Annotated in this window: 15 protein-coding genes; 8 read left to right on the forward strand and 7 right to left on the reverse strand. The window is 71.9% G+C overall.

Translation table 11 applies throughout. The features are described 5' to 3' along the window. Nucleotides 1–28: 28 nt before the first annotated feature. The 3 genes from OHA68_RS32555 to OHA68_RS32565 are packed head-to-tail and all read left to right on the forward strand — an operon-like array spanning nt 29 to nt 3,088. Complete coding sequence (locus OHA68_RS32555) at nt 29–1,198, forward strand: LolA family protein (protein WP_327103650.1); 1,170 nt, start codon at nt 29–31, stop codon at nt 1,196–1,198. Next, nucleotides 1,195–2,160, forward strand: a complete 966-nt coding sequence (locus tag OHA68_RS32560) for an ABC transporter ATP-binding protein (RefSeq protein ID WP_327103651.1) — start codon at nt 1,195–1,197, stop codon at nt 2,158–2,160. The genes OHA68_RS32555 and OHA68_RS32560 overlap by 4 nt, the downstream gene beginning before the upstream one ends. Continuing rightward, nucleotides 2,147–3,088, forward strand: a complete 942-nt coding sequence (locus OHA68_RS32565) for an ABC transporter permease (protein WP_189144876.1) — start codon at nt 2,147–2,149, stop codon at nt 3,086–3,088. Before OHA68_RS32560 ends, OHA68_RS32565 begins: the two co-directional genes overlap by 14 nt. Nucleotides 3,089–3,182: 94 nt before the next feature. On the opposite strand, the gene OHA68_RS32570 is transcribed toward OHA68_RS32565, so the two are convergent. Together OHA68_RS32570 and OHA68_RS32575 are read right to left on the reverse strand one after the other, a co-directional pair. Beyond that, nucleotides 3,183–3,908, reverse strand: coding sequence for a YcnI family protein (locus OHA68_RS32570; RefSeq protein WP_327103652.1), 726 nt, complete (start codon nt 3,906–3,908; stop codon nt 3,183–3,185). A gap of 48 nt (nt 3,909–3,956) precedes the next feature. Next, nucleotides 3,957–4,496 carry an MFS transporter gene (locus OHA68_RS32575; RefSeq protein WP_327103653.1) on the reverse strand — a complete coding sequence of 180 codons (540 nt, stop codon included), beginning with the start codon at nt 4,494–4,496 and terminating at the stop codon, nt 3,957–3,959. A gap of 156 nt (nt 4,497–4,652) precedes the next feature. On the opposite strand from OHA68_RS32575, the gene OHA68_RS32580 reads away from it, so the two are divergent. Next, a complete protein-coding gene (locus OHA68_RS32580; RefSeq protein WP_327103654.1) occupies nt 4,653–5,093 on the forward strand; it encodes a hypothetical protein in 441 nt (146 codons plus the stop codon). A 3-nt stretch (nt 5,094–5,096) separates the two neighbouring features. On the opposite strand, the gene OHA68_RS32585 is transcribed toward OHA68_RS32580, so the two are convergent. From OHA68_RS32585 to OHA68_RS32595, 3 genes are read right to left on the reverse strand one after another with little or no spacing between them, the layout of a single operon-like run. Further along, nucleotides 5,097–5,840 (reverse strand): ABC transporter ATP-binding protein, encoded by a 744-nt coding sequence (locus OHA68_RS32585; RefSeq protein WP_327103655.1) that lies wholly within the window; start codon nt 5,838–5,840, stop codon nt 5,097–5,099. Nucleotide 5,841: 1 nt separating this feature from the next. Continuing rightward, nucleotides 5,842–6,630, reverse strand: coding sequence for an ABC transporter permease (locus OHA68_RS32590; protein WP_327103656.1), 789 nt, complete (start codon nt 6,628–6,630; stop codon nt 5,842–5,844). After that, nucleotides 6,623–7,537 (reverse strand): ABC transporter permease, encoded by a 915-nt coding sequence (locus OHA68_RS32595; RefSeq protein ID WP_327103657.1) that lies wholly within the window; start codon nt 7,535–7,537, stop codon nt 6,623–6,625. Before OHA68_RS32595 ends, OHA68_RS32590 begins: the two co-directional genes overlap by 8 nt. Nucleotides 7,538–7,591: 54 nt before the next feature. On the opposite strand from OHA68_RS32595, the gene OHA68_RS32600 reads away from it, so the two are divergent. Continuing rightward, entirely contained in the window at nt 7,592–8,572 is a 981-nt protein-coding gene (locus tag OHA68_RS32600; RefSeq protein ID WP_327103658.1) for an alpha/beta hydrolase, read from the forward strand. On the opposite strand, the gene OHA68_RS32605 is transcribed toward OHA68_RS32600, so the two are convergent. Beyond that, entirely contained in the window at nt 8,573–9,853 is a 1,281-nt protein-coding gene (locus OHA68_RS32605) for an acyltransferase family protein (protein ID WP_327103659.1), read from the reverse strand. It lies immediately after the preceding gene. 169 nt (nt 9,854–10,022) lie between these two features. Between OHA68_RS32605 and OHA68_RS32610 the strand changes: the two genes are divergently transcribed. The 3 genes from OHA68_RS32610 to OHA68_RS32620 all read left to right on the forward strand — a co-directional run bounded on the left by OHA68_RS32610 (nt 10,023) and on the right by OHA68_RS32620 (nt 12,788). Then, nucleotides 10,023–10,859 (forward strand): siderophore-interacting protein, encoded by an 837-nt coding sequence (locus OHA68_RS32610; protein ID WP_327103660.1) that lies wholly within the window; start codon nt 10,023–10,025, stop codon nt 10,857–10,859. A gap of 61 nt (nt 10,860–10,920) precedes the next feature. Next, nucleotides 10,921–11,577 (forward strand): response regulator transcription factor, encoded by a 657-nt coding sequence (locus OHA68_RS32615; protein ID WP_327103661.1) that lies wholly within the window; start codon nt 10,921–10,923, stop codon nt 11,575–11,577. Continuing rightward, a complete protein-coding gene (locus tag OHA68_RS32620; protein WP_327103662.1) occupies nt 11,547–12,788 on the forward strand; it encodes a sensor histidine kinase in 1,242 nt (413 codons plus the stop codon). The genes OHA68_RS32615 and OHA68_RS32620 overlap by 31 nt, the downstream gene beginning before the upstream one ends. Here the strand turns inward: OHA68_RS32620 and OHA68_RS32625 are convergent. Further along, entirely contained in the window at nt 12,755–13,450 is a 696-nt protein-coding gene (locus tag OHA68_RS32625) for a hypothetical protein (protein ID WP_327103663.1), read from the reverse strand. The two genes, OHA68_RS32620 and OHA68_RS32625, sit on opposite strands and share 34 nt — an antisense overlap. Between the last annotated feature and the right edge of the window lie 104 nt (nt 13,451–13,554).

Consider the following 13,554-nt stretch of genomic DNA (forward strand, 5'->3'; position numbering starts at 1 on the left):
ACGTATCGACATACCGTTAAGGAGTGAGATGCGTAAAGGCACGTTCATGAGGTGGGGAGTGCCGATCGCGGCCGCCGCCGTGATCGGGGGCGCGCTCGGCGCCGGTCCGGTCATCGCCGCGGTCAGTGGTGATCCCGTGCTGCCGGAGCGTTCGGCCCAGCAGCTGCTGGCCGACGCCGCGGCGGCGACCGGCAAGTCGGAGGGTCCGCCGCCGATGTCCGGCACCGTCCAGCAGACGGCGTCGCTCGGCCTGCCCGCGCTGCCGCAGACGGGCGGCAGTTCGCCGCTCGCCCTGCTGTCGGGGTCGCACGAGGTGAAGGTCTGGTACGGCGGGCAGGACAAGATACGGGTGGCGATGCCCACGCAGCTGGCCGAGACCAATCTGATCGTCAACGGCGACCAGGCGTGGTACTGGGACAGCAGCAGCAACACCGCCACCCGGGTCAAGCTCCCGCAGGGCGGCGAGCGGCCGGGCAGCCTGGCCACGCACCGCCCCGAGGACCTCACGCCGCAGGCGGCGGCGGAGAAGATGCTGGCCCAGGTCGGCGAGCACACGGTGATCAGCGTGTCCAACACCGCCGAGGTGGCGGGCCGCCCGGCCTACCAGCTCGTCCTCAAGCCGAAGGCCGAGGGCTCGCTGGTGCAGGAGGTGCGCCTGGCCCTCGACGGCGAGAACTACATGCCGCTGCGGGTCCAGGTGTTCGCCAAGGGCTCGGCGGAGCCGGCCTTCCAGGTCGGTTACACCCAGGTGACCTTCACCCCGCCCGCCGCCGAGAACTTCACCTTCACCCCGCCCGCCGGGGCGAAGGTGGAGGAGCAGGACTTCGCCGCGCACAAGCGGGAGATGACCGGCGAGCACCAGGAGCGGGCGAAGGAGGCGGCGAAGGACGTCAAGGTCGTCGGTGAGGGCTGGACGAGCGTCGCGGTGTTGCCCGGGTCGCTGAGCGACCTGACCGGCAAGAAGGCCGACGGCGCGACCCCCGGCGGCGAGGAGTCCCGGTTCGGCGGCCGGGACGGGGCCGACCCCGCCGCGCTGCTCGACAGTGTGCTGAAGTCCGCCACCCCGGTGAGCGGCGAGTGGGGCTCGGGCAAGCTGATCACGACCAAGCTGGCCACCGCCCTGCTGACCGACGACGGCCGGCTCCTGGTCGGCGCGGTCACCCCGGAGGAGATCACCAAAGCGGCGGGCGTCAAGTGACGACCGTCACCATGGAAGCGGGGGCGCCCATCGGGGCGTCCCCGCCCTCCGCCGCCATCGTCACCAGCGGCCTGACGAAGCGGTTCCGCGGCGGTCAGGTGGCCGTGGACGCGCTCGACCTGACCGTCCCGCGCGGATCCGTCTTCGGTTTCCTGGGCCCGAACGGCTCCGGCAAGACCACCACGATCCGCATGCTGCTCGGCCTGGTCGCCCCCACCGAGGGCGAGTGCTCGCTGCTCGGCCTGCCCAGGGCCGAGGCGCTGCCGAGGGTCGGGGCGCTGGTCGAGGGGCCCGCCTTCTACCCGTACCTGTCCGGTGAGGCCAACCTGCGGCGCTTCGACGCCGCCGACCCCACCGCGCCCGCCGGCACCGCCAGGCAGCGGATCGGGCAGGCGCTGGACCGGGTGGGGCTCAGCGCGGCCGCCGGCAAGCGCTACCGCAACTACTCGCTCGGCATGCGCCAGCGGCTGGCCATCGCCGCCGCCCTGCTCGGCCCGCGCGAGCTGCTCATCCTGGACGAGCCGACCAACGGGCTCGACCCGCAGGGCACCCGCGAGGTGCGCGCGCTGGTCAAGGAGATCGCCGCCGCGGGCACCACGGTCTTCGTCTCCTCGCACCTGCTGGCCGAGGTCGAGCAGATGTGCACGCACGCCGCCATCATGCGCACCGGCCGGCTGGTCGCGCAGGGGACCATGGCCTCGCTCAGCGGCGGCCGGGCCACCCGGGTCAGGATCGACACCCCCGACGCCGCCGAGGCCGCGCGGGTGCTCACCGGGCTCGGCCTGGCGGACGTGCGGGTCGGCGACGACGTGAGCGCCACCCTGGAGGGGCACGCGCCGGAGAAGGTCAACGCCGCCCTCGTGGGCGAGGGTGTCGCCGTACGCGGGTTCGCGGTCGTACGGCCGAGCCTGGAGGACGTGTTCGTGGGATTGACGGGAGAGGGTTTCGATGTCGACGGCTGAGAGCACCGAGGCGCGGACCCGGCGGACGCCCGGACTGGTGCCCGTGGCGGAGACGCTGAGCAGCGCCGAGCGCCGCCCGGCCGAGCCGGTCCCGCCGTTGCCGCCCGCCCGCAGGCCGTGGGCGTTCTGGCGGCTGCTCGGCTCGGAGCTGGAGCTGACCTTCAAGCGCCCCCGCAACCTGGCGATGCTGGCCGTGGTGGCCTGTGTGCCGGTCATCGTCGGCATCACGCTGTGGATCGTCGCGGGGGACGAGGCGATGGGCGGGCTGGTCGCCGACGTGGCGGGCAACAGCCTGATGCTGACGTTCGCCTCGTTCTCGTTCCTGGTGCTGCTGCTGATGCCGATCACCGTGAGCGTGGTGGCGGGCGACTCGATCGCGGGGGAGGCCGGCGCCGGCACGCTGCGCTACCTGCTGGCCGCGCCCGCCGGGCGCACCCGGCTGCTGGCCGTCAAATACCTGAACGCGGTCGTGTACGGCTACGCCGTCACGGCGGTCGTCGCGCTGTCGGCGCTGGTCACGGGGCTGATCCTGTTCCCGGCCGGGCCGATGACGCTGCTGTCCGGCAGCACCGTCAGCATGGCGGAAGGCCTGACGCGGATCCTCATCAGCGTCGGCTACGTCGGCGCCGGCATGGCCGCGCTGGCCGCGGTCGCGATGGCCCTGTCGGTGTTCACCGAGGTGCCCATCGGCGCCATCGCGGGCACCATGGTGCTGGTCATCGTCTGCCAGGTGCTGCGGGCGATCCCCCAGCTCAGCGCCCTGGAGCCCTACCTGCTGCCGAGCCGGTTCACCAGCTTCGACGCGGTGCTTCGCAGTCCGATCGACACCGGCGCGCTGATGAGCGGCCTGGTGACCTTCGGTGCCTACATCACCTTGTCGCTCACCATCGCCTGGGCGCACTTCTCCGGCAAGGACATCACCGCGTAGACCCCAGCGAGCCAGGCCGTCGAGCGGGGGCTGAGTGCCCGTACGGGAACCGTCCCGCACGGGCGCTCAAGGCCAGGCCGGCGCGTCGGAGGTGTCAGGCGGGGCGGCGGCGCAGGGCGAGGACGGCGACCACGATGCCGATGACGCCGACGGCGAGTCCCGCGCCGCCCAGCAGGCGGGCGGTGCCGTCCGAGGCGGCCGCGCTCGCGGCCGGAGCCACGGAGGGGGCGGCAGCGGGGGCGGAGGCGGCGGTGGTGGCGGTGGTGGCCGTGGTCGCGGCCGCCTCGCCGGCCGCCGGGGTGAGCTTGAGGACCGGCGCCGGACGCTCGGCCTCGGTGCCGTCGGTCTTGGGCGCGTCGTCCCAGTCGACCACCTCGCCGCCGGAGTAGGTCTGCTTGGTCGGGAAGACGAGCTGGTCGACGCCGGTGGGCAGCTTGCCCATGGAGACCTCGAACTCCTGGAACTGGCCCTTGCCGATCTCGCCGCCGGACCAGACGACCTTGGTGACGGCCTCGGTGAGCTCGCCGTACTCGGTGGTGACCGGCTTGGGCAGCTTGCCTTCGGTGACCTTGACGTCCCAGCCGGGCACCGGCTTGACCGAGACGAACGCCAGCGGGTGGTCGGCGGGGAAGGACACCTCGACCTTGACCGTCTTGGCGTCGTCGCGCTCGTTCGGCACCCGGAAGGCGACCTTGCTGAAGCCGCCCTGCTCGGCGGTGCCCGGGTTGATCGTGACGTGGGCCAGCGCGGGGAGCGCGAGGCCGAGGGCGAGGGCGGTGCTGGCGGCGAGCACGGTGGCCGCGCGGCGCATCAGGGACATACGAAACTCCACTTGGGTGATCCGGGGGGAAGGAAAGGTGTCAGACGCTCAGGCGGGCAGCGGAGGACCGCGCCTGGCGACGGAGTGACGGAGGAGCGAGCCGACGGGCACGGCGCGTACGCGCACGATCGGCGCGGCCGGCCGGGTCGACGGGGGGTCGCCCGGGCGCGGCAGCAGGGTGAGCCGGCCGCCGAGGCGGCGCAGCATCGCCCACAGCGCGGCCTCGCCGCGCGCCAGCCAGCAGCCGGTGACGAGCGTGGCGGTCAGGTGGGCCAGCAGCATGCCGAGCGCGTCGCCCAGCCCCTGGCCGTGCAGGTGCGCGACGACGTAGCCGCTGCCGTCACCGCCGCCGAACAGCTCGTGCAGGCCGAGCTGGCCCGCGACGAGCGCGGTGTTGATGACCGAGGTCGGCCGCTCCCTGCGGGACAACGCCAGGGCGAGCGCGAGCACCAGGGCCAGGCCCAGCGCGGCCGTCCATGGGCCGGGGCCGACGCCGCCGCCGAGCCAGTGCGCCAGCGCGGCGAGCGTCACGCAGACGGCGGCGAAGGCCGCCGTCCTGGCGAGTCTGAGTGGCAGGTACGCGTGCATGGGTGTGCCACATGTTCTCACGGGAAGGGCATCGGCGAAGCTCAGACTGCGCAATGCTGGGGATATAGGGCGTTTGTCGCTAAGGTCAGTGCCGACCACGTTGACATAGAGGTGAGAACGTTGCGGCACTTAGCTGGTTTGCTCATCGGAGTCGTAGTGACCGCGGCCGTACTGGGCGGCGGGGGCTGGGCCGTACAACAGTCCCTGACCGGCGCCCAGGGCAATCCGGCGGGCGGGCAGCAGCTGTGGATCGCGCTCGGCGCGATGGCCGCGGTGGGCCTGGTCGTGGGGTTGGTGGTGGCGGGCAGGGTGTCGCCGCTGGCCACGTTCGTTCCCTCGATGGTGCTGCTCGCCTGGACCATCGTCTACGCGCTGGACATGAACCGGGCGCTGTCCCTCGTCCCGGACCAGCCGACGATGCACGAGATCGTGCGGCAGGCCGTCGCCGGCTCCAGGACCCTGCTCTCCAGCGGGGTCTACGCCCTGCTCGGTGTGGCCCTGTTCATCCCCGTGCTGATGCCCTCGCGCTGGTCGCGCGGTGACGACGACGAGGAGGACGAGTACGAGCAGGCCTCCGACGAGAGCGGCTACTACTGACCTTCACCGCTCGCTCGTGTACAGGTGCGTGACCACCTCCTCGATGGTCGCGTGACCGGGCGCCGAGGCCATCAGCTCGTCCAGCGTGCCGTCGAAGGCCAGCCGCCCGTGGTCGATCAGCATCACCCGCCGGCACAGGCGCTCGATGTCGCCCAGGTCGTGCGTGGTCAGCAGCACGGTGGTGCCCCGTTCGGCGTTGAGTCGGGCCAGGAACGCCCGGATGCTCGCCTTGCTGACGACGTCCAGCCCGATCGTGGGCTCGTCCAGCACCAGCACGTCCGGGTCGTGCAGCAGCGCGGCGGTCAGGTCGCCGCGCATCCGCTGCCCCAGGCTCAGCTGGCGCACCGGCGTGCGCAGGAACGCGCCCAGGTCCAGCGTCTCGGCCAGCTCCGCCAGCCGGGCGTCGAACACCTTGCGATCTACTTTGTAAAGGAGTCGGATCAGGTCGAAGCTGTCCCGGAGCGGCAAATCCCACCACAGCGTGGTGCGCTGCCCGAAGACCACGCCGATGCGCCGGGCCAGCGTCGTGCGCCTGCGCGAGGGGTCCAGCCCGGCCACCCGCACCGTGCCCGAGCTCGGGGTCAGGATGCCGCACAGCATCTTGATCGTGGTGGACTTGCCGGCCCCGTTGGGCCCGAGGTAGCCAACGAACTCTCCCGGCGCGATGCTGAACGACAGATCCTGTACGGCGTGCACGGTGGTGCGCTTCACCTTGAAGGTACGGCCCGCGCGGTCGAGCTCGATCATGTCAACTCCCCGTGGATCGATAGCGGCGAATGCCCTGCCGCCAGGCGAGCCCGGCCAGCAGGGCGAGGACCAGGGCCGCGGCGGGCCCGAGGAAACGCATGAAGCCCGGCGTCCCGAACGGGTCGTCCCGGCCCAGCACGTACAGGCCCGGCTGCCAGTTGATGAAGGCCAGCGGCAGCACGTACGTCGCGCCGCGCACCAGGTCGCGGCCGTAGACGTTCAGCGGATACTGGGTGAGCTGCTGGCTGCCGTAGGTGAAGGCGCTGGTCACCTCCGGCGCGTCGGTCAGCAGGAACTGCAGCGCGCCGGCCAGCGTCCAGAGCGCGGTGAAGATGACGACCCCGGCGCCGACCATGACGGGGATCATCCAGAGCCGCCGCCCGTCGAGGTCCAGCGCCCCGAGCGCGTAGCCGAGCACGGCCCCGGCCAGCACGACGCGGCCGAACCGGGCGGGGACGAACCGGTCGGTGGCGATCTGGATCCAGGGGCTCACCGGCCGGATCAGGAACGTGTCCATGGTGCCGGCCTTGATGTGCTGGCTGATCCGGTCGAGGTTGCTGACGAACAGGTCGCAGAGGGTGAAGGCGAGGTTGGCCGCGCCGTACAGGAAGAGCACCTCGTCGCGGGAGAAGCCGCCGAGCGTGGTGGTGTTGGCGAAGACCACCAGGATCACCGCGAGGTCCAGCGCGCCGGTGACGCAGCCGAACACGACCAGGAGCCAGAACGAGGCCGGGTAGGCGGCGGCGGCGCGGGTCCACGTCCAGGCCAGCAGGAGATACGTCCTAACCACCCTGGATCACCACCTTGTAGCGGATCGCCCGGGTGGCCGCCGCGCCGAGGCCGATCAGCGTCGCGGCCCAGAACGCCTGCAGGGCCAGGGTGTCCAGGAGGGGCGCCTTGCCGAGGTAGAGGTCGGCGGGCGCCTGGACCATGGCCGCCCAGGGCAGCGCCCTGGCCAGCTCGCCCAGCCACCCGGGGAAGATCGTCAGGGGCAGCATCATGCCGCTGAAGAACGTGGTGAGCACCATGGACACCACGCTGACGCCGCGGTCGTCGACCAGCCAGCAGACCGACAGCGCCACCAGATAGCGCCAGCCGAAGCTGGTCAGCACGGCGAGCAGGAGACCGGCGAGGAACCCCGCCCACCGCGTCACGCCGGTGGGCGTCACGATGCCGAACAGGACCGCGCCGAGCAGCATCGGCGGCAGGCCGCGGGCGAGGAGGAGGAAGGCGGCCCTGCCCAGGTCCTCGGCCAGCGACCAGAGCTGCAGCGGGGCGGGCCGGACGAGGTCGAGGGCGATGTCGCCGCTGCGGATGCGCTCGGGGATGGTCAGGCCGCCGCCGAAGAGCTGCATGGGCGCGATGAGCGCCTGGGTGATGAAGCAGAAGGTGATGGCGTCGGCGACGTCGTAGCCCGCCAGGCCGGGCCTGGCCTGCCACAGCGCGATGAGGATGTAGGCGCGCAGGATGCCGAACACGCTGTTGGTGAAGGCCCCGGCGAGCGCTCCGGCGAGGTAGGTGGCATGTTTGCGGAAGCCGTACCGGACGAGCTGGGCGTAGAGCGAGATGGTGTGCGGCCTCCGTTCTGTACGGGCATGGTCACCGACCGTGTCCGGGCCCGTGCGCCGGGCGTGCTGGAAAAGGCAGCCTGGGATTATCCGGGGTCCGGCGGGTGGGGCGCAACGTATATGACGCACCTACCGACGGGTAGATCGGCGGTCTACTGGGCAGGACATCTAGGGAGGACCTATATGCACCTGGACAGGGACGTCACACCGGACTACCCGATGAGCTGGCAGGCCCGAGCGCTCACCGGTCTGATGCACGGCACCTTCAAGCCCGCCTCGCACCTGCTGCTGCGCCATTCCCTCGCGCTCGACGCCGCCGCCCGCCTCGGTGAGCTGGTCAAACTGGTGCCGGTGGGCACGCCCGAGCACGTACGGGTGGCGCCCGCGGCCTTCTCCGCGTGCGACGGCGAGTGGCTGCGCGCCGGTCGGCGGCTCGACGAGGGCAAGGTGCTGCTCTACCTGCACGGCGGCGGCTACTTCTCCTGCTCGCCCAGGACGCACCGGTCCATCACCTGGCGGCTGTCGGTGGTGGCCCGCCGTCCGGTGCTCGCCCTGGACTACCGTCAGGGCCCGGTGCACAACCTCGCCGACTCCCTCGCCGACGCGCTGGACGCCTACGACTGCCTGCTGAAGCGCGGGTACGACGCCTCCGACGTGATCATCGCGGGCGACTCGGCGGGCGGCCATCTGACCCTGGCGACCCTCCTGGCGCTGCGCGACCGGAGCCTTCCGCTGCCGGCGGCGGCCATCTGCCTGTCCCCGTGGGCCGACCTGACCGACCATCCCCGGCATGACAACCGCTGGCAGGACCCCATGCTCGCGGCCGGGCGGGTGCGCTGGCTGGCCCGCCGCTGGACCTCCGGCCTGGACCCGTGCGACCCCCTGGTGTCGCCGGTGCTCGGCGACTTCACCGGACTGCCGCCGCTGATGATCGTCACCGGGTCGACCGAGGTGCTCAGGGACGAGGCGCACCGCGTCGCCGTCCGTGCCCGGGAGGGCGGGGTGCCGGTCACCTACGAGGAGTGGCCGCGCATGCCGCACGTCTTCCCGATCCTGGCCGACGTGCTGCCGGAGGCACGGCTGGCCTTCCGGCACATGGCCGGCTTCCTGGCAGTCGCGGCGGGGGTGGAGGGGCCGGTGACGGAGGGAGAGGTCGCGGCCTGATCAGCGCATGCCGAACAGGAAGCGGGTCACCCGGGTACGCCTTACCAGGACGTCGTAGGCGGCGAAGGTGAGGGCGAGTGAGGCGGCGACGATGAGCGCGAACTTCACCGCGACGGGCGCGCTCCAGCCGACCACGAGGTAGGCGACGCCGACGACGATCGGCTGGTGCAGGATGTAGACCGGCAGCACCGCGGCGGCCAGATAGCCGTACATCCGGCGCGGCCGCTTGTCCTGCTCGCCGCTTCCCGTCCCGGCTTCCTCAGCAGGCGCTTCCGCAGCGATTCGCTCGGTGGCTTCCGCAGCGGCTTCCTCGGTGGCTTGCTCGGCGGTGGGTGGGGGGCGGCGGCGGTCGAGCAGGCCGAGGATCGCGACCAGCCAGCACCAACCGGCCGCGCCGTACAAGGTGCGGGCGATGATCGCCAGCGCCGACAGGTCCATGAACGGGTCGGCGCCGGGCGTCTCGGCCGCGATCAGGAACAGCGGGGTTCCGGCCCCGACCAGGGCTACCCCGAGCACCGCCGCCACCACCGCGTCGCGGCGCATCGCCGCGCGCAGCCGCGGGTCGGCCGCGAGCGCGAACCCGAACAGGAAGAACAGCAGGTACGCCCACCGGCTCCAGCCGCCGTAGTCCTCCTCCACCCCCAGCAGGGCGGAGACGAGCGCGAGCGGCGCGGCGGGCAGCAGCAGCACCGAGCCGCGCCGCCGGGTCGCCGAGACCACCCCGTCGCGGATCCGCCGGCCGAGATCGGGCGGCACCCGGCGGGCGAGCGCCGCCAGCAGCAGCGAGTAGACCAGCAACAGCACCACGAACCAGAGGTGGCCGGTCTCGTAGAAGGTGCCCTGCACGATGAACGGGAACTCCGACGGCTCCAGCCGTACCTCGAAGAAGTGCGGCCAGAACCGTAGGTAGGAATCGTGGTAGGCGGGGTCGGCCCGCAGCCGCAGCCACTGCGGGAACGGCAGCAGCACGAGCGTGGCGAACACCAGCGGGACGCCGAGCCGTCGTAACCGCTCCACCGCGAACCCGCCCGCGCCCCTGCGGCGCAGCGAGTGCCACGCGCCGAGACCGGACACCAGGAACAGCAGCGGCATCGCCCAGACGACGCAGAGCGCGGCGAAGATCGTGGTGAGCTCGGTGGTCTCCGCGTTCGTCACGTAGAAGTCGCCGCCCGGCTCGAAGACCAGCGAGGAGTGGAAGAAGACCAGGCCGACCACCACCAGGGCCCGCAGCGCGTCGAGCTCCGGCCGCCGCTCGCCGCGGGGAGAGGGCTGCGCCGTCACCGTCTGCCTCCGATCCCTCAGGCTGATCATTCTGCTGGCTGCCGGACGAGGGCGCCAGGTTCACCATGAATCAGCCACAAGGGCGTGGGAAGGGGAGATTTCGGGTCGCGTCAGCGATCTGCTGCGCAGAGCATGTAAGTTAGGTATACCTAACTGAGGAGTCGCCCGTATGGCTGAGAAGCCAAGGGATCACCATAGAGGCGTGGTGCTGCGCACCGAGCGTATCTCGCCGCATATGATCCGGGTCATCGTCGGAGGTGACGGCCTGCGCGACTTCGCCACCACCTCCGACTTCACCGACCACTACGTGAAAGTCGTGTTCCCGCACGAGGGGGTCGACTACCCCCAGCCCTTCAGCGTCCAGCATGTGCGCGAGACCATGCCGCGCGAGTTGTGGCCACGCCTGCGCACCTACACCGTGCGGACCTGGGACCCCGACATCCGGGAGCTGACGCTCGACTTCGTCTACCACGGCGACGAGGGCCTGGCCGGTCCGTGGGCCGCCCGCGCGATGCCGGGTGACGAGATCCTCATGCTCGGCCCCGGCGGCGGTTACGCCCCGGACCCCGAGGCCGACTGGCACCTGCTCGTCGGGGACGAGAGCGCGCTGCCGGCCATCGCCGCTTCCTTGGAGGCGATGCCGGACGGGGCCAGGGCGCACGCGTTCGTCGAGGTGGAGGGCCCCGCGGAGGAGATCAAGGTCAGGACGTACGGCGACGTGCACCTCACCTGGCTCTACCGCCGTGGCCGCCGGGTCGGCGAGGCGCTGGTCGAAGCGGTGCGCGAGCTCGACCTGCCGGGCGGCGACGTGCAGGCGTTCGTGCACGGGGAGGCGGGCTTCGTCAAGGAGCTCCGGCGCCTGCTGCGGGTGGAGGCCGGGGTGCCGATGGCACGGCTGTCCATCTCCGGCTACTGGCGGCTCGGGGTGGACGACGAGGGCTGGCGGGCGGTCAAGAGGGACTGGAACCGGCAGGTCGAGACCGAAGAGGCCGTCGAACTCGGCTGAGTCCGGCCGTGGGCGACCGGTGCCCACGGCTTCTGTAGGCTCTGGCCATGCCAGGTGACAGGTGACGATCAGGCTCGTCATCGCGGACGATCATGCCATGATCAGGGCGGGTTTACGGCTGGTCGTGGAGAACGCGCTCGGGGTGGAAGTGGTCGGCGAGGCCGCGGACGGGGTCGAGGCCGTCGCCGTGGCCAGGCGGGAGCGGCCGGACGTGCTGCTGCTCGACATCGCGATGCCGCGCATGGACGGCTTGGACGCCGCCAGGATGCTGCTCGGGGACCCCGACCCGCCGAGGATCGTGATGCTGACGACGTTCGGCAGCGACGCGAACCTGCACCTCGCACTGCGTACCGGCGTCCATGGCTTCCTGCTGAAGAGCTCGCCGCCCGAGCACCTCATCGAGGCGATGCGGGTGGCGGCGGCGGGTGACGCGCTGATCGACCCCGCGGTCACCCTGCGGGTCATCGCCTCCTTCGCCGCGCAGCCCGTGCTCGCGCCGCCGCCGGAGCTGGCCGCCCTCACCGCGCGTGAGCTGGACGTGCTGCTCCTGCTCGCGCGCGGCCTGTCCAACCGGGAGATCGCGGCGGCGGCCGGGGTCGGCGAGGTGACGATCAGGAGCCATGTCACCCAGATCTTGCGCAAACTGGGCGTACGGGACCGCCTCCAGGCGGTGGTGCTCGCCTACGAGTGCGGCATCGTACGTCCCGGTGGGGTGTGATGCCGCGCGGCGGCTGGCGGCCGAGCCGGCTGGACCTGCTGCTCGCGCTCGCCGTGATGGTCGCCGGGCAGGTCGAGTCGTTCGGGCGGCAGGGCATCGAGCCGGGCCAGATCCGCCATCCGGTGCCGCTCGCCGCCGGTGCGGTCGTCGCCGGGGTGCTGCTGCTGTTGCGGCGCAGGTTCCCGATGAGCACGCTGATCGGGTTGCTGGTGGTCGGCATCGGGGTGCGGGAGGTCACGGACGCGGGCTATTACGCCGCGTGGCACTTCTACTCCACGCTCATCCTGGTGCACACCGTGGCCAGTGCGGCGGAGCTGCGGAGCCGGCGGGGGCTGGCCGGGCTGGGCTGCGTGCTGCTTTCCTACGCCTTTTTACAGACATTTCAGCATAATGACGTAGCGGAAGTGCTGATCAGCGCCGTCTTCGTGGGCGTCGCGTACACCAGCGGCATTCTGCTGCGCCGCCAGATCGATCGCACCCTGCGCCTCGCCAGGCAGGCCGCCCGGCTGGAGGCCGGGCGCGAGGAACGCGCCCGGCAGGCGGTGGCCGGGGAACGGGCGAGGATCGCCCGGGAGTTGCACGACATCGTCTCGCACAACGTGTGCCTGATGACCTTGCACACGGGCGGTGTACGGATGATGCTCGGCGACGATCCCGGCCACGAGCGCGAACGTGCGCTGCTGACCGGTGTCGAGCGGGCCGGCCGTGAGGCGATCGAGGAGCTCAGGCTGATGCTGGGCATGCTGCGTGCCCCCGGCGGCACGGGCGCCGAGCCGTACCCGGCCGGGCTGGACCGGCTGGACGCCCTGGTCGCGCAGGTCGAGGAGGCCGGTCCGGCCGTGCGCACGCGGGTCGAGGGCGAGGCCCGGCCGTTGCCGCCGGGGCTCGACCTGTCGGCGTACCGGGTGATCCAGGAGGCGCTGACCAACGCGTTGAAGCACGCGCGGGCCACGCGGATCGACGTCACCGTCACCCATTCCCCTGCGGCCGTGACCGTGGAGATCACCGACAGCGGCCCACCCAGCGGCCCACCCAGCGGCCCGCTCAGCGGCGCGAGGTCCGGCCCGGACGGCGGTCTGGGGGACGGTGGCGAGGGCGGGCATGGACTGATCGGGATGCGTGAGCGGGTCGCGATGCACGGCGGCGAGCTGTCCGCCGGGCCCGTGCCGGGCGGCGGTTACCGGGTGCGCGCCAGGTTCCCGCTCGGCTGAGCCTGCGCCGGCGGCCCTTCGCCCGCCCAGGCGGCGTCGCTCATCCGTACGATGCGCAGGCCGATGACCCCGGCCCCGGCCAGGTACAGCAGTCCGCCCACGACCGTGCCGATCGGGAAGATCGGCGCCCCGAAGATGCCCACGACCATCGCGAACGGGGACCACCACGGCGCCTGGCGGCCGTACGCCAGGACGAGTCCGAGCACGAACAGGCCGAGGATCCCGGCGAAGCCCGGGAGCTGGAACCCGAACACCGCCCCCGGGTCGGTGAACGCCTCGTCGGCGAGCGCGGCCCCCTGCACGGGCGGCAGCGAGCGCTCCAGGCGGGAGTAGAAGAAGTCGCCGAGCATCAGCGCGGAGAAGTTCACCACGCCGAGCAGCGCGAGCCCGCCCGCGAGGTGGCCGAGGAGCACCCCGCGGCGGCGGACCAGGTGGATCATGCCGATGATGCCCGGGATCAGCAACACCCAGCTCCAGTGCAGGATCGCCGCGCTGACCGACACCTGCTCCAGGTAGCGCCCGTAGACGCCGGTCGTGTCACCGCCGCCCTGCCGCAGCGCGGGGTCTGTGACGACACCTGCGAGGTACGCGATCGGCGCGGCGATGAGGCATGCCCCGGCGGCGAGCCTGCGAAAACGGATGGGATCTGACAACAGCGACATGGTGTCCCCTTGCTGGGCCGGTGATGTCGACGAAGCGTAGAAACGCCCGGTCCCCTCGGTCATCAGCCGCCCGGCCGACCCTCTCTCCTGCAAAGCGCTGGGTC

Source organism: Nonomuraea glycinis, from assembly GCF_035920485.1.
Taxonomy (GTDB): domain Bacteria; phylum Actinomycetota; class Actinomycetes; order Streptosporangiales; family Streptosporangiaceae; genus Nonomuraea; species Nonomuraea glycinis.